Annotated in this window: 19 protein-coding genes; 13 read left to right on the forward strand and 6 right to left on the reverse strand. The window is 53.6% G+C overall.

Features of this window, described 5'->3' with window-relative positions; all coding sequences use genetic code 11:
* Nucleotides 1–26: 26 nt before the first annotated feature.
* The 5 genes from IR195_RS07160 to IR195_RS07180 all read right to left on the reverse strand — a co-directional run bounded on the left by IR195_RS07160 (nucleotide 27) and on the right by IR195_RS07180 (nucleotide 6,007).
* The gene (locus IR195_RS07160) at nucleotides 27–1,133 is read right to left on the reverse strand and encodes an ABC transporter ATP-binding protein (RefSeq protein WP_206049123.1); all 1,107 of its coding nucleotides are present in this window, start codon (nucleotides 1,131–1,133) and stop codon (nucleotides 27–29) included.
* A gap of 105 nt (nucleotides 1,134–1,238) precedes the next feature.
* Entirely contained in the window at nucleotides 1,239–2,855 is a 1,617-nt protein-coding gene (locus tag IR195_RS07165) for an alpha-glucosidase family protein (protein ID WP_206049124.1), read from the reverse strand.
* A gap of 37 nt (nucleotides 2,856–2,892) precedes the next feature.
* Nucleotides 2,893–3,735 (reverse strand): carbohydrate ABC transporter permease, encoded by an 843-nt coding sequence (locus tag IR195_RS07170; protein WP_120387153.1) that lies wholly within the window; start codon nucleotides 3,733–3,735, stop codon nucleotides 2,893–2,895.
* Nucleotides 3,735–4,721: a carbohydrate ABC transporter permease gene (locus IR195_RS07175; RefSeq protein ID WP_038483262.1), complete on the reverse strand. Its 987-nt coding sequence runs from the start codon at nucleotides 4,719–4,721 to the stop codon at nucleotides 3,735–3,737. The genes IR195_RS07170 and IR195_RS07175 overlap by 1 nt, the downstream gene beginning before the upstream one ends.
* Nucleotides 4,722–4,735: 14 nt before the next feature.
* Nucleotides 4,736–6,007, reverse strand: a complete 1,272-nt coding sequence (locus tag IR195_RS07180; RefSeq protein ID WP_125747055.1) for an ABC transporter substrate-binding protein — start codon at nucleotides 6,005–6,007, stop codon at nucleotides 4,736–4,738.
* 626 nt (nucleotides 6,008–6,633) lie between these two features.
* Here IR195_RS07180 and IR195_RS07185 point away from each other — a divergent pair.
* From IR195_RS07185 to IR195_RS07215, 7 genes are all read left to right on the forward strand, one after another.
* Nucleotides 6,634–8,157, forward strand: a complete 1,524-nt coding sequence (locus IR195_RS07185; protein ID WP_206049125.1) for a carbohydrate porin — start codon at nucleotides 6,634–6,636, stop codon at nucleotides 8,155–8,157.
* A 157-nt stretch (nucleotides 8,158–8,314) separates the two neighbouring features.
* Entirely contained in the window at nucleotides 8,315–11,020 is a 2,706-nt protein-coding gene (malT, locus tag IR195_RS07190) for an HTH-type transcriptional regulator MalT (protein WP_206049126.1), read from the forward strand.
* Between the two features lie 152 nt (nucleotides 11,021–11,172).
* Nucleotides 11,173–12,867, forward strand: a complete 1,695-nt coding sequence (locus IR195_RS07195) for an alpha-amylase family glycosyl hydrolase (protein WP_206049127.1) — start codon at nucleotides 11,173–11,175, stop codon at nucleotides 12,865–12,867.
* Nucleotides 12,855–13,970 carry a sn-glycerol-3-phosphate ABC transporter ATP-binding protein UgpC gene (gene ugpC, locus IR195_RS07200; RefSeq protein WP_206049128.1) on the forward strand — a complete coding sequence of 372 codons (1,116 nt, stop codon included), beginning with the start codon at nucleotides 12,855–12,857 and terminating at the stop codon, nucleotides 13,968–13,970. Before IR195_RS07195 ends, ugpC begins: the two co-directional genes overlap by 13 nt.
* A gap of 159 nt (nucleotides 13,971–14,129) precedes the next feature.
* Nucleotides 14,130–14,654, forward strand: coding sequence for a DUF3455 domain-containing protein (locus tag IR195_RS07205; protein ID WP_125747065.1), 525 nt, complete (start codon nucleotides 14,130–14,132; stop codon nucleotides 14,652–14,654).
* A gap of 238 nt (nucleotides 14,655–14,892) precedes the next feature.
* A complete protein-coding gene (locus tag IR195_RS07210) occupies nucleotides 14,893–15,474 on the forward strand; it encodes a sigma-70 family RNA polymerase sigma factor (RefSeq protein ID WP_241006809.1) in 582 nt (193 codons plus the stop codon).
* On the forward strand, nucleotides 15,471–16,193 hold the full coding sequence (locus IR195_RS07215) for an anti-sigma factor (protein ID WP_206049129.1): 723 nt from the start codon (nucleotides 15,471–15,473) through the stop codon (nucleotides 16,191–16,193). Before IR195_RS07210 ends, IR195_RS07215 begins: the two co-directional genes overlap by 4 nt.
* A gap of 56 nt (nucleotides 16,194–16,249) precedes the next feature.
* Here the strand turns inward: IR195_RS07215 and trkA are convergent, their stop codons facing one another.
* Complete coding sequence (trkA, locus tag IR195_RS07220) at nucleotides 16,250–17,623, reverse strand: Trk system potassium transporter TrkA (protein ID WP_206049130.1); 1,374 nt, start codon at nucleotides 17,621–17,623, stop codon at nucleotides 16,250–16,252.
* Nucleotides 17,624–17,830: 207 nt separating this feature from the next.
* On the opposite strand from trkA, the gene kdpF reads away from it, so the two are divergent.
* From kdpF to IR195_RS07250, 6 genes are read left to right on the forward strand one after another with little or no spacing between them, the layout of a single operon-like run.
* A complete protein-coding gene (kdpF, locus tag IR195_RS20600) occupies nucleotides 17,831–17,911 on the forward strand; it encodes a K(+)-transporting ATPase subunit F (protein WP_372374285.1) in 81 nt (26 codons plus the stop codon).
* Nucleotides 17,912–17,920: 9 nt separating this feature from the next.
* Nucleotides 17,921–19,612, forward strand: coding sequence for a potassium-transporting ATPase subunit KdpA (gene kdpA / locus IR195_RS07230; RefSeq protein WP_206049131.1), 1,692 nt, complete (start codon nucleotides 17,921–17,923; stop codon nucleotides 19,610–19,612).
* Nucleotides 19,613–19,622: 10 nt separating this feature from the next.
* The gene (gene kdpB, locus IR195_RS07235; protein ID WP_241006810.1) at nucleotides 19,623–21,659 is read left to right on the forward strand and encodes a potassium-transporting ATPase subunit KdpB; all 2,037 of its coding nucleotides are present in this window, start codon (nucleotides 19,623–19,625) and stop codon (nucleotides 21,657–21,659) included.
* A 10-nt stretch (nucleotides 21,660–21,669) separates the two neighbouring features.
* Nucleotides 21,670–22,353: a potassium-transporting ATPase subunit KdpC gene (gene kdpC / locus IR195_RS07240; protein WP_241006811.1), complete on the forward strand. Its 684-nt coding sequence runs from the start codon at nucleotides 21,670–21,672 to the stop codon at nucleotides 22,351–22,353.
* Between the two features lie 4 nt (nucleotides 22,354–22,357).
* Nucleotides 22,358–25,042, forward strand: a complete 2,685-nt coding sequence (locus IR195_RS07245; RefSeq protein ID WP_206049132.1) for a sensor histidine kinase — start codon at nucleotides 22,358–22,360, stop codon at nucleotides 25,040–25,042.
* Entirely contained in the window at nucleotides 25,032–25,754 is a 723-nt protein-coding gene (locus IR195_RS07250) for a response regulator (RefSeq protein WP_089037960.1), read from the forward strand. Before IR195_RS07245 ends, IR195_RS07250 begins: the two co-directional genes overlap by 11 nt.
* Nucleotides 25,755–25,768 lie beyond the last annotated feature (14 nt).

Below are 25,768 nucleotides of genomic sequence, written 5' to 3' on the forward strand. Positions count from 1 at the left end.
AGCAACAGCGCAGTCGATAGTGTTCGTTAAGCCGCAGAGCGTGTCTCAGAAAGCATCAACGCCGCACCATTTTCATCAAATAGATGCACATGCTCAATGTCAGGCACTAGGGATACTTTTTGGCCTTCTTCCCACTGGCTCGGGGCTTCGCTGCGGCGGATAAGCAGTGTATCGCCCTCTTTGGGTTCTAGGTAGACATAGACCTCGTTACCCAGGTACTCGACATTGAAAATTTCAAAGCAGTTATCGCCCTTAGGTGCCTCTAAGCGTAGGTGCTCGGGGCGTATGCCTAAGGTGAGCGAACTGCCGGTACGATAGCTATCTGCGGCTTGGGGCAGTGCGATCTCTCCCAACCCTTTTGCAGTCACCCGACAGCCATCTGTTGAACCGCTGGCAAGCTCCCCAGGCATAAAATTCATCGTCGGTGAACCGATAAAACCTGCGACAAACTGGGTGGCTGGGCGTTGATAAAGTTCATGTGGGCTGCCTACTTGCTCGATATGGCCGCCTTTTAGCACCACGATTTTATCTGCCAGGGTCATTGCTTCGACTTGGTCGTGGGTCACATAAATCATCGTAGAGCCCAGCCGATTGTGCAGCCTCGCGATCTCGTTGCGCATTTGTACTCGCAGCGACGCATCTAGGTTAGAAAGCGGCTCATCAAAAAGCAGAATGCGAGGTTCCCGAGCCATCGCGCGGCCCATTGCAACACGCTGGCGCTGACCGCCTGACAGTGCTTTCGGCTTGCGGTGCAACAGGTCTTCAAGCTGCAAAATTTTAGCGGTACTCATTACCCGTTCATGGACCGTCTCTTTGTCCGTTTTGGCAAGCTTCAAGCCAAAGGCCATGTTGTCATAAACGGTCATGTGCGGGTAAAGCGCATACGACTGGAACACCATGCCCACACCACGTTCTCGTGGAGGAAGGTCATTGACCAGCGTGTCACCAATGTTTAAGTCACCGTCGGTGATCGACTCAAGACCCGCGATAAGGCGCAGTAGCGTAGATTTGCCACAGCCGGATGGGCCAACAAAGACGACAAATTCACCATCGCCAATGGTCAGGTCAACGTCTTTAATAATGTGATCACGACCAAATACTTTGTTGATCTTTTCAAGCGTAACACTTGCCATGGTTAACTCCTTGTCGGCCTCAATGCTGCATTCCTCGTATCGGGCCGACTATCGTTATTGAGTGTTGTTATTGAGTATTGTTATTAAGTATTACCATTGATGTGACTAAGCAACGTGCATGAAGGCGGCTTGATAGGCGGGCAGCGTCAGCACATTATCTTGACGTGTCGTAGCGAAGCCGTGTCCTTTCAGGTCACCGATGACGTCTAAGGGGAGTGCTGCTTGCCGCTCATTCCCCGTCAGGTTAAAGACACACAGCACTTTTTCTTGGTCATTTTGACGAATAAAGCCCAGTAACTCCTCGCCAACCTCAATCAACTCTAAATCACCGTCGAACAGCGCGGAGTGCGCTTGGCGGAAGGTCAGCATCCGGCGCACAGCGTTAAGCGTTGAGTCCGAGTCTGTTTGCTGCCGGCTAACCGCCAATGGCAGATGGCGTTTTTCTACCGGGAGCCATGGCTCAATGGCCGAGAAACCTGCCTGGGGGCCATCGGTCCATGGCATCGGCGTGCGGCACCCGTCTCGGCCTTTAAACTCTGGCCAGAGCACTTTGCCGTAAGGGTCTTGAATGCGCTCGAAGGGCACATCGGCTTCTGGCAGCCCTAGCTCTTCCCCTTGATAAAGGCAGACGCTGCCGCGTAGGGAGAACAGCATGGCGAGCATTACTTTAGGGTAAGCAATGGGATCTTCTTCAGCTCCCCAGCGTGATGCGCTGCGCTCAACATCATGGTTGGATGTTGCCCAGCAGGGCCAGGCATCGCCCGCTAAGCGCTGAAAGCGCTCAATAACATGACGAATATAGCTGGCGGAGCTTGGCTTATTGAGCAAGTCAAAGGTATAAGCCATGTGTAGTTTGTCACCGCCTGCGGTGTACTCAGCCATGCGCTCAAGTGGGTTGTCATCGCCGATTTCACCCACGCTCGTAGTGCCGGGATACTCATCCATCAAGGCGCGTAGGTCTTTTAAGAAATCTACGTTTTCAGGGCGACTAATGTCGTAGACATGACGCTGCCACGTGTAGGGGTTAGTCTCCGGTGCGCCCAAGGTTTTGGATTCGCCTTTGGATACCGGTGGGTTGTCACGCAGCTCGGCGTCGTGGAAGTAGAAGTTGACGGTATCAAGGCGGAAACCGTCAACGCCAAGATCCAGCCAGAAGCGCATGTTATCCAGCTGTGCCTGACGAGCTTCCGGGTTGTGGAAGTTGACATCCGGCTGGCTGGTCAAAAAGTTGTGTAGATAATACTGCTGGCGACGTGAATCAAAGGTCCAAGCAGGGCCGCCAAAAATAGATAGCCAGTTATTAGGGGGTGTGCCATCGGGCTTAGGGTCTGCCCATACAAACCAATCGGCTTTGGGGTTGGTACGATTCTGGCGGCTCTCTTTAAACCAAGCGTGCTGTTCGGAGGTATGGCTGATGACTTGATCAATCATCACTTTCAGCCCAAGTGAATGGGCCTTGTCGAGCAACGCCTTGAAATCATCTAGGGTGCCAAACATTGGATCAACGTCACGGTAGTCGCTGACGTCATAACCGAAATCCAACATGGGAGACGTAAAGAAAGGCGATAGCCAGACACCGTCAACATTCAAAGAAGCGACGTAATCGAGCTTTTCGGTAATGCCTTTCAAGTCACCAATACCGTCGCCACGGCTGTCTAAAAAGCTGCGCGGGTAAATTTGATAGATAACGCCGCCGCGCCACCAGGTCAGGTTGTCTTGCATGAATAAATCCTTAATGAAACGTAAATGACACCCACGCTTAGCCTTTAACTGCGCCCGCAGTTAAGCCTGAAACAATGCGACGTTGGAAAATGATGACCAAGATAACCAGGGGCACGGTGACGACCACCGACGCGGCCATGATTGGCCCCCAAGGCAGCTCGTAGGCGCTACCACCTGACAGCAGGGCAATGGCAACAGGCACGGTGCGCTGGGCATCAGTGAGTGTGAAGGTTAAGGCAAACAGAAACTCATTCCACGCCGCAATAAAGGCGAGCAGGCCAGTGGTTGCCATGGCGGGCCACATTAGCGGTAGGAAGACTTTAGTAATCGTAATCCAGGGCGTAGCGCCATCCATAATGGCGGCTTCTTCCAACTCCATGGGCAGTTCTTTCATGAAAGTGGTAAGTACCCAGACGGTGAAGGGCAGCGTGAAAATGGTGTAGCTCAGAATGAGGCCCGCGGGATTGTTGTAGAGATTTAGTGCGCGAATCACCTCAAACAAGCCTGAGAGCACCGCAACCTGAGGAAACATGGAAACCCCAAGAATGACCAGCATGACGGTCGAGCGACCACGGAAGCGAACCCGGCCAAGCGCGTAAGAGGCGGTGATACCCAGTAGTAGCGCGATGAAAACAACGCTAAATGCTACGACTACCGAGTTAAAAATCGCACGGATAAAGCTCGACTGGCTAAAAATCTGCGCATAGTTGTCCAGGTTCCAATTGGAGGGCCAAAGTTCAACCTGGAAAAGCTCGCTGGAAGGTTTAAGTGAGGTAATGACCGCGTAATAAAATGGGAAAACGGCGTATACCATAATCAGCGCAATTAAGGCCCAAAAGCCGACGCGCTTGGCAATTTTGGCTAACTGACGTTGGTTCATCAGTCACCTCCTAGTTGTATTTTGTTACGGCCTAAATAGAGGTAAGCAACGGTGGCCAGGGCAATAATCAAGAACAACAGGGTAGAGGCCGCACTGCCGTAACCAACATCCTGGAACTCAACCAACTGCTGACGCGCATAGACTGACATCGACATCGTGCTGGTCGAGTTAGAGGTCAGTACGTAGATCACGTCGAACACCCTCAAGGCATCTAGAAGGCGGAAAATCACCGCCACCATCAAAGCAGGCGTAATCAGCGGTAGGGTAACTTTGAAGAACACACGCACGGGGTGAATGCCGTCTACTTCTGCGGCTTCGTAGCAATCTTTTGGCAACATCTGTAGGGCGGCTAACACTAACAGAGCGACAAACGGAATTGTTTTCCAGACATCAACCATGATGACGGCCCACATTGAGTAAGTCGCGCTAGCTGTCCAGGCGATCGGATTGTCGATAATCCCAACCGTCATTAGCAGGTGGTTGATGATGCCGAACTGATCGTTGAGCATCCACGCCCACATTTGGGCGGAAACGATGGTTGGAATTGCCCACGGAATTAGCACTGCCGCGCGAACAATCGTCCGACCCTTAAACTCTGCATTTAGAATCAGCGCCACAATGACACCGAAAATGACTTCTAAAGAGACAGATACCACCGAAAAATAAACCGTATTCCAAACAGATTGCCACCAGACTGGGTCAGCAAGAACCCCGAACCAGCGGCCATTGTCGTAAACCAGATAGTTTTCAAATCCGATTAGATTAGCCGCCCCCAGATCCGATAGTGAGGCATCGGTAAAGCTTAGAAAAAATGTTCGCATTAACGGCCAGCCAGCCACCAACGTTAATGCGATCAACATGGGCGCCAAGAACAGCCAAGCCGCTTTGACCCGCTGACGGCGTACTTTAGTGCCGCGATGCCGACGCGCTGGCGCTGCGGCTGAACGCGCCTCCAGGGGCGCGCTGTTGTTAGAAGAGGTCGACATAGGTATCTCCGCGGTTACCAGTTGCGACGCTTCAGGCGGAGTAGATCGCCTTCGAGGTCAGCGACGGCGTCAGCGCCATTTTTAGTGCCCGAAAGCACATCATGGGAAGTGCTGAAGAAGGCATTGCTAACACGGCCATAGGCATCCCCGGTAGGTGCTGACGGACGGGCAACGGCGTTGGTGAAGGTGTCGTAAAGAGTGCCAAAGAAAGGCACGGCTTCCAGTACCTCTTGATCTTGGTAAAGCGCATCGATGGTGGGGTTATAGGACGCTTGGATGGCACGACGCTTTTGCTCTTCTTCACCGGCTAAGAAGGCGACCAGATCAGCGGCGAGCTCGGGATGTTCGCTATAGCGGGATACTGCTAAGTTCCAACCGCCTAAGCCGGCTGCACTTCGACCGTCTTCTCCACCTGCGGGCAATTGGGTAACGCCGACGCTGCCACGTACATCGCTATCTTCGCTTTGAGCCAGTGACCAGGCGTATGGCCAGTTGCGCATAAATACGGCATTGCCGCCCTGGAAAACACCACGGGCTTCTTCTTCGGTATAATTCAGCACGCCTTCCGGAGAGATATCGCCAATCCATGAGGCTGCTAAATCCAGCGCTTCAGCAGCTTTCTCGTTATTGATGGTGACTTCGCCATCCTGATCTACCACGGTACCGCCACCGAAGCTTGATACCCACTCCAGTGCATTGACGGTAAGTCCTTCATAAGCACGCCCCTGGAAGACAAAACCCTGCATACGCTCATTGCCTTCTGCGCGCTCGGCATCTTTGATATCACGCGCGATGTCGGTCAGTTCTTGCCACGTGGTCGGCACGTCATGGCCATGTTTCTCCAGCAGGTCTGCGCGGTAATACAGAACACCTGCATCGGTAAACCAGGGCATCGCAACTAGGCGGCCATCGATAGTGTTGTTGGTGACAATGGTGTCGAAGTGGCCTGCCGCGGCGTCTTCACCCAGCACTTCGCTTAGATCAAGCAGGTGGTTAGCGAGTAGGCCGGGCCAGACAACATCGATCTGCATGACATCAATGTCGCTAGAGTTGGCGGATAAAATTTGTTGGTAAAGTGACAAACGTTCAGTAGATGAGTTTGGCGTTGAAACCACGTCGACACTGTGGCCGGTCTTCTCTTCCCAGGCGCTCACACCTTCTTGGCAAAGGGTAAGCTCCGCGCCAACAGCGCCACAAGAAATGGTTAACTCAGCCGCTTGGGCAGAGCCTGTGGCGCTAGCGAGACTAGCCAAAGCAATGGCAGAAGTGAGTAGTGTCTTTTTCATAGGGCGTTCCTCGGCATTTGTTGTTATGGGTAATGAGTGTTAAAAGCGCTTGCAGCGCCTACTTAAACGATTAAGTAAGGTGCCAGTTAGCCGTCTCGTCATGACAAGTTCAATAGCGACTTTTGTCTAATGCGGTTGAATTGATTTTTTCTAATCTAAAAAACAGTTTAGACATTAGTCGATAATTAGTGATTTCTTGTTGGTTTACTATCTCTTAATCGATTAAGTTGTTTTTACCGTTAATTGACGGGATAAAACGTAGTTGCTTTGCAACATAATCTGCTGATTTCGGTTCGCAGAACAGCGTTTAGCGCCACTCAGTGGGAGAGTCGTTGGGCGTGTTGATGAGCGTGGGCTATCCGTGCAGTAAAGCGACAGACGGGTGTCTTTGGCTCGAAGAAAGGCTTAAAGCAAAAGCATCAGAAACTTACGTTTTCAACAAAATTTCAAAAATAAAAGATTTAAAGCCAAGTTTTTAAAGCAATTTTTAAAACTCTTTTTTTAAAGCATAGCTTTTAGGAAGGCAGCTCTTAGGAAGGCAGCTCTTAACAATACCGCTTTTAAGAGTATGGGTTTTAAGGATATGGATTTAAAAACAAGGGCTTAATAAATTAGGGTTTAAAACAATGCACAAAATGACATTCAGAACACCTCTTGCCATTGCTATCGCCGCTGCCAGTTTTGGGCTGTGTGGTACTGCTAGCGCCGACACAGCATTGGAAGAGCGGTTTGCTCAGTTAGAAGCAAGAATTGCCGCTGCTGAGCAGCGGGCGGAGGCTGCAGAACGTCGCGCTGAGTTAGCTGAGCGGGGACATGCTGCATCATCGTCAAGTGCGCCCGCCACCAATGCTGATATTGAAGAACGCCTTGCCCGTGTAGAGCGCCAATCCAGCGGTGAAGAGGGGTTCTCCTTTAATGTCTATGCGCGTTCCGGCCTGCTAATTGGTGAAGATGGCAAAAGCGCACCAGCTGGGCCTTATCTAACACCCGCGGGTGGCAATGGCGGTGCCGTTGGTCGTTTGGGCAACGAGCCGGATACATACTCTGAAGCCATTCTTAACTACCGCATGCAGTTTGATAATGGTGCAAAAGCCCGTTACACCACGATGTTGGCTGCCGGTACTAATTCCAGTAACGATTGGGTGGGTGACGATACCAACTTAAACGTGCGTCAGGTGTATGCCGAATTTAGCGACTTGCCAAGCTTTACCGGCGCGTTTGAAAACGCTTCTATTTGGGCCGGTAAACGCTTTGACCGTGATAACTTTGATATCCATTGGCTAGATAGCGATGTCGTCTTTCTCGCCGGTACCGGTGGAGGTATATACGATATGCAGCTAGCCGATAACTGGAAGAGTAACTTGTCAGTTTATGGCCGCAGCTTCAGCGACTATCCGCTCGTCAACCGTGAAAATCCTGGTTTAGATGGAGAAAATAGCGATACGGATAACCTCGTGTTGACCTCTAATAATTACTTCGGTAACTGGCAGGTCATGGTCAACGGCATGTCTGCTGCGGATAACGATGAGCGTAATATTGGCGTAGGCCAAACAGCGGCTGATAGCGGCTGGCATACCATGGTGGCTTACCACGGCGACAGCTTCTTTGGCATGGGCGAAGGTAACTTTAAGGCCGCTGTACTGCACGGCCAAGGCTTAGGCGCCGAAGTTAAAGGCTTGGGTAGCAACGGCGATCTGACAGATGATGCTACCGCAACGCGGCTGGCGTTATACGGAACAACCTATATTGCACCGACGTGGCGTATTGCACCGTCGATACTGGCTGAAACCAGTGAAGATCGCTTCGTTAACGGTGACAGCTATGATTGGGCTACGCTAAACGTGCGCCTGGCCAATGAAATTAATCAGAATTTCGAAATGCAGTACGAAGCTAGCTATCAGTGGATGGATTTAGATCCACAGGGTTACAGTGACCGTAACGCGGTTGATGGTGACTATATGAAGTTCACTATCGCACCGACTTTCAAGCCGGAAGTAGGTGGTTTCTGGAAGCGTCCTGAGATCCGTCTATTCACGACTTACAGCGACTGGGACGAGAGCCTTAATAGCTACGGTGCCAGCTCTCTAGGTAGCGATGGATTCACTGGCGGTGAATTTACCTTTGGCGTACAAAGCGAAGTATGGTTCTAAGCAGAAGTTCTAGACAGAGGTTCTAGGCAGAGGTTCTAGACAGAGGTTCTAAGCGTAAGCCGCTGCTCGCTAGCGAAAACTGTTTCTCCAATGCTGATTGCCCGCGACGTATCGCGGGCTTTTTGTTAGGTAAAAGCACTGATATCGGGAGGCGCTGATGTCGTTACTCCAAGAAAAGCTAAAGGCACCGCCATTGCCGCTTAGTGTAGTGGCCCGGCCACGTCTAAATGATCATTTCGCCTTAAACGAGCGCACCCGCCTGCTGGTGCTGGCAGCGCCCTCGGGTTATGGCAAAACGACACTGCTGGCCGAACGATTGCCCGCGCTGGAGCAGGAGGCCGCTTGGCTACGATTGGATCAACGTGATAACCAGCCAGCACGCTTTCTAACCTACTGGCGGGCAGCGTTGAATAAACTATTCGATGATACCGGTGTGCTTTCATCCATGGCTGACAATGCTGACTGCATTGAGCAGCTTGAGCGCTGGTTGGGAGAGTTACCCGAGCAACGTTCCCCGTGTCGTTTCGTCGTCGATGAATTTGAACAGGTAACCCATCCCGATATTTTGGCGGGTGTCGCTCACTGGCTGCGTCATCAGCCGCCTTGGTTGACTTTGACACTGGTGAGCCGCTCGCGACCCGCGCTTGGTTTGGCGAGTTTGCGATTGAGAGGGGAGCTTGAAGAGATCGACCTTCATGGCTTGGCCTTTGACAGCGAAGAAGCACACACCTTGTGTGCCGAACAGCTAAGTTTTCCGCCCACCCGGGTAAGCCTTGAACGTGCGTTGCGTCGAAGCGGTGGCTGGATTGTAGCGCTTAACTGGCTGGTTGAGCGAACCACCACGCGCGCGGGTTTCGATGCGCTGGTAGAGCGTTTAAGCGGTGCGCATCCTGATTTTGTCGCTTGGTTTGATGAACTGCTCGCTGCCGCGCTGCCTGCCGAAGAGCGCGAGCTGATGCTTCAGTTGGGGGTGTTAGAGCGCTTTTCGCCCGAGCTAATGGCGCGCCTGTTGGAAGGGGAGCGGCTAACTCAGCGCTTGGAAGCGTTTGAGCAAGCGGGGCTATTCATTGAACGCCCCGACCCGCATAGCCAGTGGTTCCGCTTTCAGCGGCTGTTTGGCGAGTATCTTCGCCACCGCCGCCACGAGCTTGATTTAGCCACCCAACGAAGGTTACACCAGCGCGCAAGCCAGGCGTGGTTAGCGCTAAATGATCCGATCATGGCGCTACGTCAGGCAATCTTAGCCGAGGAGGCAGAGGATGTTGCTAGCTTGCTGACCGCGCAGGGCCCTGCATTACTAGCCAGTGGTGCCTATGCGTTATTAGCGCAAGGCTTTACACTGTTGGGCGAACCGCGACTTTCAAAACGTCCGGAGCATGCGCTGCTCTATGGCTGGGTATCCCATGGGCAATTTCAGTTTGATATCACGGCACGAGTGATCGGATGGATAGAGGCGCAGCTGGATGAGCCCGAATGGCAGGCATTGAGCGCCGAATTTGCCACGTTGCGTGCCCAGTTGGCGATCAACCAGGGTGATGCTGAGCGCGCAGCGCCACTGGCTGAGCAAGCGCTCGCGGCGCCTGCTCGCTATCTGGCGTCAACACCACTGACCGCTACCGCTATTCTTAGTGAAGCACGCTTTGTTCTGGGCTATCTGGAAGAGTCGCTTCAGCGCGTTAGCGAAGTAGAGCGCCAAGCTCGTCAGCGCAGCGATCATCAGCTGCTGCTGTGGTCATACTGTCATCAGTCTGAAACCCTGGTGGCTCAGGGACGCTTGCAGGCCGCCTACGATATTCAAGAGCGCGCCTTTGCCCATCTAGAGCGCGCCGAACTTGAACATTTACCGGTTGCGGAGTTTTTGTACCGCATTCGCAGCCAGGTGCTTTGGGAGTGGCATCGCTTAGACGAAGCCGAGCAGGCTGCGTTGAAAGGTATTGCGGTGTTAGACAATCAAGGTGAGCGCTGGACGCTGCAGTGCCATATTCAGCTCGCTAAAATCGCCCAGGGCCGGGGAGATCAAGCGCAGTGTGCCGACCACATTCGTAGGCTGCGTAAAATTCTCTCAGAAGGGGATTACCACATTGATTGGGTAGCCAATGCCCATGCAACGCTGTTGGCGTGGTGGCAATCGACACACGATATGGATGCGGTTGAGCGTTGGCGCCAAGAAGCGCCAGAACCACTTACCGAGCATGCCACCAATCACTTTTCCCAGTGCAACGTACGTAACCATGCCCGTGCATTAACACTATTGGGGCGCTATGAAGAGGCCCGCGAACTACTGGATGCCCTTGAAGATCACACCCAGCGGCTAGGATTAGTGACTGACGCGAATCGCAACCAGCTGTGCTTAGCGGCGGTGGCTTGGCATCAGGGGCAAGCCGCCCAGGCGAGTAGCCATATGCAGCAGGCACTCCGTTTAGCTTCCCGCACTGCATTGGTAGGCAGCTTTTTACGCTTAGGCAAACCACTGGGGGAGCTGCTGACGACGCTATTAGCAAGTAACAGCTTAGCCCCCCTTGAACAGGCTCGCGCGGAACGGTTGTTGACCTTAGCTGGTCGCCAAAAAGATTTTGGCAGCGCCCGGCGCTTGATGCTGGACGAGACAGTCATTGCCAACATTGTGGCACGGCCGGATGTGCCTGAACTTATCCGCACATCGCCACTCACTCGCCGAGAGTGGCAAATCTTGGGGCTGATTCATGCTGGGCTGTCTAATGAGCAGATCGCTGAACAGCTATCGGTGGCGCCGACCACCATCAAAACGCATATCCGCAGCCTTTATCAAAAGCAGAATATTCGGCGGCGTGATGAAGCCATTGCGTTGGCGGGGCAATTATTGGCGCATATTCAAGGAGAATAAGAGGAGAGTAAACAGTGCTTATGAGCGGCGGTGGCGGCTACTCCTAACATCTACTCCTAATACCTACGCCCACTGCTACCTCTAGGGGAGGATTTTATCTTTTGATCAACGCTGCATCATGCCAATCAACAGGTAATGATAAGGACAATATAATGATGCAGGCATCTTCTACTTCCCACTACGTTGGCAGCCAAGGCGCTGACTGGTGGCGCGGCGCAGTGATTTACCAAATTTACCCGCGCAGCTTTATGGATGGCGACGCAAAGGGCGGCCAGCGCGATGGGATTGGGGACTTAAAAGGGGTGATCGATAAGCTTGATTACATTGCCTCGCTAAACGTAGATGCCATTTGGCTGTCGCCGTTTTTTACCTCGCCAATGAAAGACTTCGGCTACGATATTAGCGATTACCGTGGTGTTGACCCGATGTTTGGCATCCTGGAAGATTTCGATCGCCTGGTTGAAGCCGCCCATGCCAGAGGGCTGAAGGTGACGATTGATCAGGTAATGTCACATACCTCTGATCAGCACGCCTGGTTTGAAGAGAGCCGTAAAAGTCGTGATAACCCGAAAGCAGACTGGTATGTCTGGGCCGACCCCAAGCCTGATGGTGCGCCACCGACCAACTGGCAGTCGGTGTTTGGTGGTAGCGCCTGGCAGTGGGATACGCGCCGTTGCCAGTACTATCTGCATAACTTCCTGGCCAGCCAGCCGGATCTCAATTTCCGCACACCCGCTGTGGTGGATGCTATTCTGGAAGAAGCGCGCTTTTGGCTGGAGCGTGGCGTCGACGGCTTCCGTCTTGATGCGGTGAACTTCTGCACCCATGGCGAGCTTAACGATAACCCTCCGCGTGCAGCAGTAACCGAAAGCTTTTTAGGTGTTCGCCCGGACAACCCCTATGGCTACCAGCTGCACCAGCACGATAAAACCCAGCCGGAAAATCTGCTGTTTTTAGAGCGCCTGCGTGGCCTGCTCGATGAGTACCCAGGCTCGACGAGCGTCGGAGAAGTTGGTGACGATGACGCCCTGGGCGTGATGGCGGAATACTCCCAAGGCGGCAATCGCCTGCACATGTGCTACTCCTTTAACCTGCTGACCGACAAAGCCGACCCTGGTTATTTGCATAAAACGCTTACCGAAATGGAGGCGCGGATTGGCGATGGCTGGCCCTGTTGGGCGCTGGGGAATCACGATGTCACCCGCCTTGCCACCCGCTGGCAGGCTGAAGGGCAGTTGGATAAGCTGCGGCTTTTTATGGTGTTTTTGCTTACCCAGCGGGGTAGTGTGTGCCTTTACCAAGGTGAAGAACTTGGCTTGCCAGAAGCCGAACTGGCGTTTGAGCAGTTGGTGGACCCGGCGGGCATCACCTTTTGGCCTGCCTATAAAGGTCGCGATGGTTGCCGAACGCCACACCCTTGGCAAGCCGACGCGCGACACGCTGGCTTTAGTGATGTCACGCCCTGGCTGCCAGTGCCCGATTCGCACGCCAACCTTGCCGTTGATCAGCAAGATAACGATGCCGGTTCGTTGCTCAATGCCTACCGTGAGTTTTTAGCGTTTCGCCGCACCTTGCCAGCGTTAGTCAAAGGCGAGGTGCGCTATCACGCCGTGCATGATGAGGTGCTCTGTTTAGAGCGTAGCTATCAACACTCACGTCTGCTGATTGCGCTGAATTTTAGCGACCAAACCGTCACTCGCGGGGCGCCTAAAAGCGCTGAATCACTGAAGGGTTCGCCTGCTTGGCTAAACGGCGAGTGGCAGGATGGGCAACTACGGCTACCCCCTTACGGCGTGGCGATTGCCTGCTGCCCACCGTCCGAGGAGGATGCACCATGGGACGTTTAACGCTTAGCGGTATTGGTAAATCCTTTGACGGTGTGGAAATCTCCCGGGATATCGATCTTACGATCGAAGATGGCGAGTTTGTGGTCTTCGTTGGCCCCTCTGGCTGTGGAAAATCCACCCTGTTGCGCATGATCGCTGGCTTGGAAGATATCACCGAAGGCGATATGCAGCTTGATGGTCAGCGGATCAATGAGACTCCACCCCAGGAGCGGGATATCGGCATGGTGTTCCAATCCTATGCGCTTTACCCGCACATGAGCGTGGCGGAAAACATGGCCTTTGGCTTAAAGCTGGCACGCACTGATAAAGCCGAGATTCGTCGTCGCGTTCAGCATGCCGCTGACATGTTGCACTTGACTGAACTGCTGGAACGCAAACCTAAAGATCTTTCCGGTGGCCAGCGTCAGCGGGTAGCGATTGGCCGTACCTTGGTAAAAGAGCCCGCGGTTTTTTTGTTCGATGAGCCGCTCTCTAACCTGGATGCCGCACTGCGGGTGGATATGCGGGTGCAAATTGCGGCGCTGCATAAGCGCTTGAACGCCACCATGATCTACGTGACTCACGATCAAGTGGAAGCGATGACGCTGGCTGACCGAATTGTGCTGCTTTCCCGTGGCCGTATTGCCCAGGTCGGCGCGCCGCTTTCGCTCTATCATTTCCCTAAAACCCTTGAAGTGGCCGAGTTCATCGGCTCGCCACGGATTAATACCTTTCCCGTCACGGTGGTAGACCCAGGCGAGCGTCAAACAGTCGTGCGCCTGCATAGCGGCGACACGCTGACAGTAGCAGTCAATGGCAAGCACCTTCAGGCAGGGGATAGCGCAACGCTTGGGCTGCGGGCAGAAGATTTTGTCGCAGCCGAACAGGCAGAAGCCACGCTGAATGCGACCTTAATGGTGGCGGAAAAGCTGGGTTACGAAACGCTGGCGCATTGGCAGGTAGCAGGCATCGATGCCCCACTTACCCAGCGTTTAGACGGTTTGACCCACCTACAAGAGGGACAGGCGGTGCGTTTAGGGCTTGCAGGCCAACATTGCCACCTGTTTGATCAGAATGGCAATGCCTGCCCCCGACAGGTTGTAGTGGATGGTGTTAGCCAATAATTAATTAACTGATTTATATACATAAAAAGCGCCTCAAATTTTTTAGGCGCTTTTTTCTTAATTATTTTCTAAAAAGAGTGCATCCAAAACGTCTTCTCGTGTGTATCCCCTATACAGCCACACTTTGCAGTGGTTGATACAAAACCCAAGGAGACTGAAATGACTATCCAACCTCTTACGCGTGCAGCACTCGCCGCTACCTTGATTGCATCCTTCAGTCACGTTGCGCTGGCCGATATGACGCCTGCTGACGTTCAAGTGCCCGATGGCAATACCGTCGCTCTGGAAACAGTGGGTGTGGGTGCGATTACCTACATGTGCGAAGCCAAAGACGACGGCACTATGGGCTGGGTATTCAAAGGCCCCCACGCGGCGCTGAACGACAGTGATGGTGCTCAAGTTGGCAGCTATTATGGACCGCCTGCTACTTGGGAAGCGTTGGATGGCTCCAAAGTGACCGGCACTCAGTTGGCAACTGCCGCGAATGGTGATGGCAATATCCCGTTGCAGCTCGTTGAAGCCAATCCTGCGGAAGGTGAGGGCGCAATGACTGGCGTTAGCTACATTCAACGCCTGAACACTCAAGGTGGTGTCGCACCCGATGTGGCTTGCGATGATGGCCATGACGGTGCCACCGCAGTCGTCACCTATCAGGCAGATTATATTTTCTGGACAGCTAACTAAGTCCTTTTATTGCTAAGTGGTAAGTAACACTTTTGCTAAGCAATGTTTTGCTCAAGAAACACATCTAAGTAAGGCTAGAGGCTCGTCTCGCGAGTCTCTAGCCGCTATGCTAGCCAAAAGAGCGGCGATAACAGTAGTGGCGATAGTATTTGTGAGTAGTATTTGTGAATAGTATTTGCGAGTAGTATTTGTGAATAGTATCGACGACTGTATCGGCGTGTCACCAGGGAGCTAGCATGTGTCTGATATAGGCGTGTCTACGATAGCTAACGACTTCGATTATGCTGATGCGCTTGCCCGCTGCGCGCGTGGCGAGCAATCAGCGCTACACCAACTTTATCGTCAAGAGGGCGCCAGACTGCTTGGCGTTGTCATGCGTATCGTGAAAGACCGCGGTATGGCTGAGGACATTGTCCACGATGCCTGCCTGAACATCTGGCAGCGTGCCGATAGTTTCGACCCCGAGCGGGGCTCTGCCCGCACCTGGATCTTTAGTATTGCCCGCCACTTAGCCTTAAACGCTATTCGCCAGCGCGAGCGAGAAATCAGGGTGGATATCGACGACCCAGGCGAGCTAGCCGATGATGATACCTACCAACAGTCATTATCGACAACGGCGGAGGTCTTTGACTGGCAGACTGGCCAACAGATGGATGAGTGCCTGCAGCAATTGGAAATCGAGCGCCGCAACTGTGTGCTACATGCCTACGTGGATGGGTTAAGTCATGCCGAGATTGCTGCACACACTGGCGCGCCGCTAGGCACTGTTAAAGCCTGGATTAAGCGAAGTTTACTTCGCCTGCGGGAGTGTATGTCATGACACGTTCAAACGAAAACGATGACCTTTATGCACTTGCAGGGGAGTACGTGCTAGGTTCGTTACCTATCGCTGAGCGAGAAGCCTTTGAGGCACGCTTGGTCAACGATCCAGAATTACAAACCATCGTGGCTGACTGGGAAGAGCAGTTTTTCCCCTATACCGCGATCGTTGATCCTGTTACTCCATCAGATTATTTATGGCCGCGTATAGAGCGCAGCATGCACGCCGCGTCGAAAAGATCAGCGCGTGCTCCAAGAGTGGCACCAACGCCACGCCGCTTGGTGCACAGTCTACCATTTTGGCGCGCCGCTACCGGCCTTGGTTTGGCTGCCGCGGTGACTATGGGGGTGATATTGACCAATGTCTCCACGGCACCAACAACGCCGGAATATATGGTGGTGCTGTTAGCGCCGCAGACTCAATCAGCAGGGTGGGTTGTGCAGGCCGCCAGCCGCCAAGAGATTCAACTGATCCCGTTGGGCGTTTTTGATGTGCCCGAAGGCAAAGCACTGGAGTTCTGGACCAAGGCGGATGATTGGCAAGCGCCGGTTTCACTTGGCCTAGTAGAGCCAGGACAACCGTTGCGCCTGCGTTTAGACCAGTTACCGCCGCTTGAGAATAACCAGCTCTTTGAACTCACCCTAGAAGATGACACCGGTTCACCCACCGGCTTACCAACGGGACCAATTGAGTTTATTGGTCGTGCGGTGGAGATTTAACGCATAGCGTTGTTAACGATGGATGCTAACGACATCACAGGCGAGTTCCGAGTGGCTTAAAAGAACGTTAATCCCACTTGGAATAGCCGCTCTACATCACGAATGCGCCGCTTATCAATCACGAACAGAATGACGTGGTCGCCGCTCTCTACCATCACATCGCCATGGCCAATGATGACCTCTTTGCCTCGCACAATGGCACCTATGGTGGTGCCTTCAGGCAGGCTGATCTCAGCAATGGTGCGGCCGACCACCTTGGACGACTGCTTATCACCGTGGGCGATTGCTTCGATAGCTTCCGCAGCGCCCCGGCGCAGCGAGTGCACGTTGACAATATCGCCCCGACGGACGTGGGTAAGCAGGCTACCGATGGTCGCTTGTTGGGGTGAAATGGCGATATCGATTTCGCCCCCCTGAACCAAGTCCACGTAGGCCGCGTTGTTAATCAGCGTCAGGACTTTCTTGGCGCCCAAGCGTTTGGCCAGCAGCGACGACATAATATTGACCTCGTCGTCGTTGGTCAGAGCACAAAAGATATCGCAGTCTTCGATGTTCTCTTCTTCCAGCAGCCGCTTGCTGGTGGCGCTGCCGTGAAGTACCACTGTTCGGTCAAGCCGCTCGGAAAGCGCAGTACAGCGCTCTATGCTGTGCTCGATAATCTTAACTTGGTGGCTGTGCTCCAGGTGCTCGGCCAAGCGTTCACCGATATTGCCGCCACCGGCAATCACCACCCGCCGGAAATCCCGTTCAACGCGGCGTAGTTCGCTCATTACCGCGCGAATATCACGCCGTGCGGCCAGGAAAAACACCTCGTCGTCGGCTTCAATCACCGTATCGCCACGGGGAATAATTGGTCGGTTGCGGCGGTAAATGGCTGCCACGCGTGTTTCCACATTAGGCATGTGTTTGGCGAGAAAGGCTAAATCCTGCCCCACCAGTGGGCCGCCGTAGAACGCTTTGACCGCCACCAACTGCATCAAACCACCGGCAAACTCCAACACCTGCAGCGCACCGGGGTGTTCAATCAGGCGGCGCACATGATCCGTCACCACTTGTTCAGGGCTGATCAGTACATCAATAGGAATCGCTTCGTGGGCAAACAACCCCTTACGGGTGAGGTAGGCGGTTGAGCGTACGCGGGCAATTTTGGTAGGCGTGCGGAACAGGGTATGGGCGACTTGGCAGGCGATCATGTTGATTTCATCGGTGTTGGTCACCGCAATCAACATATCGGCGTCTTCGCAGCCCGCCTGACGCAGCACAATGGGATATGACGCCGAGCCCGTCACGGTGCGGATATCCAGTTTGGTGTGCAGCTCGCGCAGTTTTGCGCCGTCGGTATCGACAACGGTGATGTCATTTTCTTCGCGGGCAAGGTGCTCCGCCAGGGTGGCACCAACTTGGCCGGCACCCAAAATAATAATCTTCATCGGTGGTTTGATCACTCTGGCGACATGTCACTGAAGATAGTCACCTATCTATAGGGAAGCTGTCGAGTGCAGCAATGACAGACAGCTCTCTTAAGGGGCCAAAAGTTGTTTTTTTTACATCTTTTTGACGGCTAACGCCTTAAACGCCATCGATTTTTTACGCAGGCAATCTCTAAGCTCAAGGTGCCAATCAAAGGAGGCACATCGATGACTATTGCACTGTTGATAATCGCCACCGGCACAGCGGCGTACTTGTTTTACGCGCTATTTTGCCCCGAGCGTTTTTAGGAGATTGCCATGAACGACATGATCGCCATTTATGCCATCGTGGCATTACTTGGTGTGCCATTAGGGATATACATTGCCCGCGCGCTAAGTACCCAGCCAAGCCGAATCGACACGCTATTCAGAGTGATAGAAACGCCTATCTACCGGTTAGCAGGCGTTAATAGTCAAAGCGTAATGACGTGGCAAGTCTATGCGCTAGCTATTGTGAAGCTGCATGTAGGCTTGATACTGCTGGCATGGCTGGTGTTTATGTGTCAGGGCTTATTGCCCCTGAATCCTGACGGCATACCCGGTATGAAGTGGGATACAGCGCTGCATACGGCGGTATCGTTTGCCACCAACACTAACCAGCAGCACTACTCGGGCCAGGCGCAGCTTTCCCACCTAAGCCAAACCTTTGCCATTGTAACGCTGCAGTTTTTAACCCCCGCTACGGGGCTCGCTGTGCTAGTCGCCATAGCGCGTACTTTGCTAGTGGCTCGGCCTGCGGGAACGGTAAAAGGGGTTGGCAATTACTATCATGATATGACCCGCACGGTAGTGCGCGTTATGTTGCCGCTGGCAGCAGTGGTGGCGCTGTTGCTTACGTCCCAAGGAGTACCTTCCAGCTACCAAGCGGCGCATCAGGTGGAGATGCTGGATGCGCAAGTGGAAGAGGTGCAGTCGATCCCCTTAGGGCCGGTTGCATCAATGGTTGCGATCAAACAGCTAGGCACCAATGGTGGTGGCTGGTATGGACCAAACTCCAGCGTTCCGCTTGAAAATCCAACGCCGTTGGCCAACGTGATTGAAACCGCTTCGCTGACGATCATTCCCTTCGCATTACTGATTGCCATCGCACTTATTAGTGGCCGACGCCGATTAATGATCGGTATCGGTGCTGTAATGCTGACGTTTTCGCTGATTTCCACCTCGGTTGTGGTTTCTTCGGAACGTATGCCGAATGCTGCTCTTGTCGAGCTTTCCCAGCCTGGCGCTAATCTGGAAGGTAAAGAACTGCGTTTTGGTACCGATCTTTCCGCTTTGTGGGGCAGTTGGACGACACAAACGTCGAATGGCTCAGTTAACGCCATGCACGACAGCTTCAACCCCATGGGCGGCATGATGGTGTTGATGGATATGTTTGTGAACGTCACCTTTGGCGGCATAGGTGTTGGGCTTATCGGTTTCTTTCTTTATCTGATGTTGGCGGCTTTTGTTGGCTCATTGATGGTCGGTAGAGCGCCTGAGCTGTTTGGCAAACCGCTAGAAACCCGTGAAATGCGCTGGATCTCTCTAGCGATCCTGGTACAGCCGTTAGTCATTCTTGGTCTCTCCGCGCTTACCGTAGCGATGCCTAACGCTGCTGGAACCTCCAACCCTGGTTTCCACGGCCTAACCCAAGTGCTTTACGAATTTGCCTCTGCATTTGCCAATAACGGCTCTGGTTTTGAAGGGCTTGGCGATGATACGCCGTGGTGGAACCTTGCCTGTGTTATCACACTGATGGTTGGTCGATTCTTGCCCATGCTGGTGCCATTAGCGGTGGCCGGATGGCTGGCAGCGAAGCGCACGGCACCCGCGGGACGCGGCACCTTGCCGATGGATAGCCCAGCATTTATGGGATTGACCGCCGGTGTGATTGTGATTGTTAACCTGCTGGGCTTCTTACCGGCGTTAGTGCTTGGCCCGATTGCTGAAGCCGTGACGCAAGGCTTCTAGGAGAAACGAGATGTCACATACTGAGCTTGCTAAACAGCCGCGCCGTCCGCTACCCATTGGCCAGGTTGTCGCTGGAGCGGTGAAAGGACTTGCGCCTCAACAGCTTGCGCGCAATCCCGTGATGGCCGTGGTGGCCATTGGTACCGTCGTGTGCTTTGGGCTGACACCCATTGCTTTTGCCCAGGGAGAAAATGGCGGTTTTGCGTTGGCTATAGCGTTGTTGTTGCTAGCCACCGTTCTGTTCGCCACGGGTGCCGAGTCGTTGGCAGAGTCACGTGGTAAAGCCCATGCTGGGGCGCTGCGTAAAACCAAGGGAGAGCTGAAGGCGGTTAAGCTGAACGCTGATGGTACGACGAGTAATGTAACGGCCGACTCTCTCCGTAAAGGCGATCGTGTGAAGGTGGTTGCAGGGGAGCTGATTCCCGCCGATGGCGATATCGTTGAAGGGGCTGCCTCGATCAATGAGTCGGCTGTCACCGGTGAATCTGCGCCCGTACTGCGTGAAGCGGGCACTGATAACAGCGGTGTCAGTGCCGGTACCAAAGTGCTGTCGGATTATCTGATTATTGAAGTTAGCGCTAATCCTGGCGAATCGTTGTTAGATCGCATGATTGCCTTGGTAGAAGGTGCCAACCGTCAGAAGACACCTTCCGAGCTGGCGCTATCGGTACTCTTGGCAATGCTAACGCTGGTGTTTTTAATCGTGGTCGTCACCTTGGTTCCCATGGCGTCCTTCGTGGGCGTTGAAACCTCCACGGTGATGCTCGTGGCACTGCTGGTGTGTTTAATTCCCACCACTATTGGTGGCCTCTTGCCTGCTATCGGTATTGCGGGTATGGAGCGCGCCATGCGGGCTAACTTGGTGGCTAAATCCGGTAAAGCCGTTGAGATTGCTGGCAGCATCGACACCTTGCTGCTGGATAAAACCGGCACGATAACGCTTGGCGATCGCCGTGCGACGGAGTTTTCTGCTTGCCAACAGATTCCGCGTCAGCGAGTCCGTGACGTGGCGTTTTTAACGTCCCTGGAAGACCCTACGCCAGAAGGGCGTTCAATTGTGGAGCTAGCCACTGAGCTAGGTGTCGATGTCCAGCTTAGACAAGAAGCCGATGGTGCAACCTTTGAAGCGTTCAGTGCTGAAACACGCCTGTCAGGTGTTGACCTGACCAGCGGTAAAAAGCTGCGTAAGGGAGCACCGAATGCGATTGCGGAGTGGGTAAAAGCCCAGGGCGGTGACATACCCAGCGATTACGAGCAGGTCATTGCGCGTATTTCACGGGATGGCGCAACCCCCATTGCGGTGGCTGAAGGCAGTCAGATTTTGGGCGTGGTGGCGCTGTCTGATGTGATTAAAAGCGGTATCGCGGAGAAGTTTGCTGAACTGCGTGCCATGGGTATCAAAACCGTAATGATCACGGGCGACAACCCGATTACGGCGTCGGCTATTGCCGCGACGGCAGGCGTGGATGACTACATTGCCGAAGCCACGCCAGAGCGCAAGTTGGGATTAATTCGCGAAGAACAGGCCAGCGGTCGCTTGGTTGCCATGGTGGGTGACGGTACTAACGATGCTCCTGCTCTTGCTCAAGCTGATCTAGGGTTGGCTATGAACTCTGGCACCCAGGCAGCCCGTGAAGCGGCCAATATGGTGGATCTGGACTCTGACCCTGGCAAGCTGATTAGTGCGGTGGAAATTGGCAAGCAGTTACTGGTTACCCGAGGCGCGCTGACGACGTTCTCGCTGGCGAATGATGTGGCTAAGTACTTTGTTATTTTGCCAGCGCTGTTTGCCGCTAGTTTTCCTGCACTTGGCGTACTCGACGTTATGAATTTGCACTCGCCGACCACGGCGGTGCTAGCAGCTGTGCTATTTAACGCGTTAATCATTCCGGCACTGATCCCCTTTGCCTTGCGCGGTGTGTCTGTGAAAGCGGCATCGGCGACGGAGTTGTTGCGTCGAAATCTGCTGATTTATGGCCTGGGCGGGCTGCTACTGCCATTCCCCGCCATCAAGCTTCTCGACATGCTGATTGCGTTATTTATCTAGGAGAAACGTGATGAATGTAGATATGAAACGCCAGATCGCAGTGAATGACGATGTGCTGCAGGCAAAGGCCTCTTGGGGCAATGCACTTCGCTTTATGGTGGTAATGGCCGTTCTTCTAGGGCTGATTTATCCGCTGGTTACCACAACGCTGGGTGGCTGGTTATTCCCCGAACAGGCGCAAGGCAGTTTGGTTCGAGACGCCTCTGGTCGGGTGGTCGGGTCAAGCCTGGTATCCCAGACGTTTGTCAGCGATGAGTACTTTATTGGTCGTCCATCAGCGGCGGGCAATGACGCAGGTGGCGTCTCAGGTTCTAATCTGGCGTCGAGTAACGTATCGCTGCGCGAGCGTGCCCAGGCAGATGCAAATGCCATTGCCCAACGTGAAAACGTAAGTGTCGATCAAATCCCTGTTGATCTGATTACCGCGTCTGGCTCCGGTATCGACCCGCATATTTCCCCCGAGGCGGCAGAGCTACAGGTTGCTAGAGTAGCGCAAGCACGCGGCATCGACGAAGCTACTGTGACGGCGCTAATTGATCAAGCGCTTGAAAACACAGGCTGGCTGGGCTCGCCGGTGGTGAACGTGTTGCGGCTGAATGTCAGTTTGGATGATCGTTTTCCAGTATCATCAACCACCGCAGCGCCATTAACCCCAGCTCCCGTCACCCCGGTGGCTTCAGACACCATGGAGTAAATCAATGTATTCAGCGGATCAGCGACCCGATCCCAATACATTGCTAAAAGCCGCGCGCCGAGAGGCGCGCGGCTGTTTGCGTGTATTTCTGGGAGCCGCGCCCGGTGTGGGTAAGACATACACCATGCTTCGCACCGCCCGTGAACGGGCAGAGGAAGGTGAAGATATTGTCATTGGCGTGGTGGAGTCGCATGGGCGCGCAGATACCGAAGCCTTGTGTGATGGGGTGGCACGGCTTCCGCTAGCGCCTTTAAAGCACCATGGCAGAACCTTCTATGAATTTGATATTGATGCCGCCTTAGCGCGACGCCCCACTATTTTATTGGTGGACGAGCTTGCCCACCGCAACATCCCCGGCAGTCGGCACTCGCGCCGCTACCAGGATATTGAAGAGCTGCTCGATGCAGGTATTGACGTGTGGACAACCGTTAATGTCCAGCATCTCGAAAGCTTGAATGATGATGTCGCGCGGATTACTGGGATTCGCATGCGCGAAACGGTGCCCGATGCGCTGTTAGAGCGCGCCCGAGATGTATCGCTTGTTGATTTAACGCCCGATGAGCTTCTTGAGCGCTTAAGGCGTGGCAAAGTCTATATACCCGAACAAGCCCGTGCTGCCATGGAAGGTTATTTTAATGAATCCAATCTCAACGCGCTGCGTGAGCTGGCGATTCAAACCATGGCCGAGCGGGTAGATGCGGATGTGAAGGTAGCCATGGATGCGGGTGGTAGGGCAGGCCCCTGTCCGGTAAGACCGCACCTGCTGGTGGTGATTAATGGCAGTGAAGAGGACGTATCGCTGGTTCGCGCGGCTCATCGGATGGCAGAGCGGCGCTTGGCGGTCTGGCGAGCGGTCTATGTTGATAAAGGAATTGTCTCCCCAGAGCAGCAGCTAGCTGTTGAACAAGTTTTTAGCCTGGTTACTCGGCTGGGTGGCGATTCAATACGTTTACAAGGGCATAGTCAGCTAAGCGAAGTGCTCAACTATGCACGTTCAATTAATGCGACCACCATTGTGGTGGGCCGCGAAGCGAAGCGTCGCTGGTGGAAATGGTCACGGCCACTGGCTCAACGTTTGATGGCGCATGCCGAAGCGTTCGATATTGTTGTAGTGGCACAAGGGGCCGTAAAACAGCGCGCCAATAGATGGCGGCATGGCTGGAAACTGCATCCTCCCCAATTACTGGCCACTAGCATGGCGGTGATGGCATCCCTAGGGGTGGCTGTCATGCTAGAGCCCTGGCTTGAACTGGCCAACTTACCCTTAGTGTTTTTAGTGGCCGTACTGTTTAGTGCCGTATGGGCGGGTACCGCGATGGCGATGTTCAGTGCCATCGCGAGCTTTTTAGCATTCAACTTCTTCTTTACCGAGCCACGTCTAACCTTTGCCATGGTGGAGCGTGGTCAACTGCTAACCGCAGTGTTCTTCTTACTCGTCGCCGTGGTGGTTGGGCAGCTTGCGGGCAGGGGACGTCGGCGTTTAATTGCACTGCGTGCTAGCCGCGATCAGACCCAGCTTTTGTTGCGTTATGCCGAACAGCTATCAACCGCGACAGACAGCGCCAGTGCAGCAAAAATTGGCGTTGATACATTGGTGCAGTGCTTTGCGGTGCCCACGGTATTTATTGAAAGCGCCGAAAGTGCAAATGAAGTGAGAGTGGTTCATGCATTGCCGGATTCGGAGCGCTTGGACATGGCTGCTAAGCAAGCGGCGGTGTGGAGTTGGCAGCATCAAAAGCCCAGTGGCCAAGGCACAGACACCCTGAGTCAACAGGCTTGGCGCTTAATACCTCTGGCAGTGCAGGGCGAAAAAGTAGGGATGTTGGCGCTTAAACTGTCGGAAAGTCAAAAATCACTTACCTACGAACATGAGTCGTTAATGGATACACTGGTGCGTCAGCTTAGTATGGCGCTAGAGCGTACTCGGCTAGTGGCAGAGCTGAATACAACCCGTGTCTCCGAAGAGAATGAACGACTGCGCTCTGCGTTACTCTCATCGGTGTCTCATGACCTACGTACACCGCTTTCCTCTATTATTGGCTCAGCCAGTTCGTTGATCGAACTCAAGCCGCAGCTAAGCGATAGCGACCAGCGTGAGCTGCTTGATGGCATTTTGTCAGAAAGCGAGCGACTTAATCGATACATACAAAACTTGTTGGATATGACCCGACTGGGCCACGGCACGTTAAAAATTGAGCGAGACTGGGTAGCGTTTGACGACGTTATTAACTCAGCGCTCAAGCGTTTGGGACAGTCACTTAAGCATGTCGTTGTGCGCAAGTCCTGGCCCCCTTCGTTGCCGTTGCTTTATGTGCACCCTGCACTGGTAGAGCAAGCGTTAGTCAATGTCTTGGATAACGCTCAACGTTTTTCACCACCCGGGGGGGAATTGAGCATTAAGGCGCACTGCGCGGAAGGTGACCCCGCTGCGTTGGTAATTACTGTTGAAGATCAAGGCCCAGGTATTTCCCCCGAGCTGCGTGAGCAGGTATTCGATATGTTTTACAGCGGTGGTGACGGCGATAGAAGTGCCCACGGTAGCGGCCTTGGTTTAGCCATATGTCGCGGCATGATTGGTGCTCATGGCGGCACTATTATGGCCGATAGGGCTGAAAGTGGGCGAGGTACCGCGATTATTATAACGCTGCCACTGTTAGGTGCAGATATTAGGAGGGGTGATGAAGAGTGAAGGCAGCGGTCGCATTCTAATTGTTGATGATGAGCAGCAGATTCGGCGATTTCTGCGTATCAGTTTAGCCTCTCAGGGCTACGCAGTATTGGAAGCAGAGAATGGCGAGCAAGCGTTAGCCATGGTGTACACCCAAGCCCCTGACGTCGTGCTGCTCGATTTAGGCTTGCCGGATATGGATGGCCACGAAGTACTGCAGGGTATACGTGAGCACAGTACCGTGCCGGTCATTGTGGTATCTGTGCGTGATCGGGAAGAAGAGAAAGTCTTTTCGTTGGATAACGGTGCTAACGATTACGTTACTAAGCCCTTTGGCATTCAAGAGTTGCTAGCGCGTATAAGAGCTGTATTGCGCTTGGCCCAGAAAGCTCGGGGAGAGCAAACATCAAGTTACTATGTCAGCCAGGGGTTAGCGATTGATCTGGAACTAAGACGGGTCACACTACAGCAAGACGATGTGCATTTAACGCGCAAAGAGTTTGCTGTGCTAGCGCGCCTGTGCCGCTACGCCGGTCGAGTCGTTACCCAGACCCAGCTGTTAAAAGAGATATGGGGGCCAACGCATGTTGATGATACGCACTATTTGCGCATCGTGATCAGCCGGCTAAGGCAGAAGCTGGGAGATGACCCACAAACACCCACCTTGCTTCAAACAGAAGCAGGCGTCGGATATCGATTGCTGGTAGAAGCCGCGCTGCGCCCTGAAACGTAGCACGGTTCTAATAA

This window comes from Vreelandella venusta, assembly GCF_015689495.1.
In the GTDB taxonomy this organism is placed as follows: Bacteria; Pseudomonadota; Gammaproteobacteria; order Pseudomonadales; family Halomonadaceae; genus Vreelandella; species Vreelandella venusta.

Bases quoted from the DNA above. Each gene is read 5' to 3' on its own strand.
- IR195_RS07160 (WP_206049123.1), bottom strand. From the start codon at position 1,133: ATGGCAAGTGTTACGCTTGAAAAGATCAACAAAGTATTTGGTCGTGAT.
- IR195_RS07195 (WP_206049127.1), top strand. From the start codon at position 11,173: ATGATGCAGGCATCTTCTACTTCCCACTACGTTGGCAGCCAAGGCGCT.
- kdpA (WP_206049131.1), top strand. From the start codon at position 17,921: ATGAACGACATGATCGCCATTTATGCCATCGTGGCATTACTTGGTGTG.
- malT (WP_206049126.1), top strand. From the start codon at position 8,315: ATGTCGTTACTCCAAGAAAAGCTAAAGGCACCGCCATTGCCGCTTAGT.
- ugpC (WP_206049128.1), top strand. From the start codon at position 12,855: ATGGGACGTTTAACGCTTAGCGGTATTGGTAAATCCTTTGACGGTGTG.
- IR195_RS07165 (WP_206049124.1), bottom strand. From the start codon at position 2,855: ATGCAAGACAACCTGACCTGGTGGCGCGGCGGCGTTATCTATCAAATT.
- kdpF (WP_372374285.1), top strand. From the start codon at position 17,831: ATGACTATTGCACTGTTGATAATCGCCACCGGCACAGCGGCGTACTTG.
- IR195_RS07185 (WP_206049125.1), top strand. From the start codon at position 6,634: ATGCACAAAATGACATTCAGAACACCTCTTGCCATTGCTATCGCCGCT.
- IR195_RS07250 (WP_089037960.1), top strand. From the start codon at position 25,032: ATGAAGAGTGAAGGCAGCGGTCGCATTCTAATTGTTGATGATGAGCAG.
- IR195_RS07215 (WP_206049129.1), top strand. From the start codon at position 15,471: ATGACACGTTCAAACGAAAACGATGACCTTTATGCACTTGCAGGGGAG.
- IR195_RS07205 (WP_125747065.1), top strand. From the start codon at position 14,130: ATGACTATCCAACCTCTTACGCGTGCAGCACTCGCCGCTACCTTGATT.
- trkA (WP_206049130.1), bottom strand. From the start codon at position 17,623: ATGAAGATTATTATTTTGGGTGCCGGCCAAGTTGGTGCCACCCTGGCG.
- IR195_RS07180 (WP_125747055.1), bottom strand. From the start codon at position 6,007: ATGAAAAAGACACTACTCACTTCTGCCATTGCTTTGGCTAGTCTCGCT.
- kdpC (WP_241006811.1), top strand. From the start codon at position 21,670: ATGAATGTAGATATGAAACGCCAGATCGCAGTGAATGACGATGTGCTG.
- kdpB (WP_241006810.1), top strand. From the start codon at position 19,623: ATGTCACATACTGAGCTTGCTAAACAGCCGCGCCGTCCGCTACCCATT.
- IR195_RS07245 (WP_206049132.1), top strand. From the start codon at position 22,358: ATGTATTCAGCGGATCAGCGACCCGATCCCAATACATTGCTAAAAGCC.
- IR195_RS07175 (WP_038483262.1), bottom strand. From the start codon at position 4,721: ATGTCGACCTCTTCTAACAACAGCGCGCCCCTGGAGGCGCGTTCAGCC.
- IR195_RS07170 (WP_120387153.1), bottom strand. From the start codon at position 3,735: ATGAACCAACGTCAGTTAGCCAAAATTGCCAAGCGCGTCGGCTTTTGG.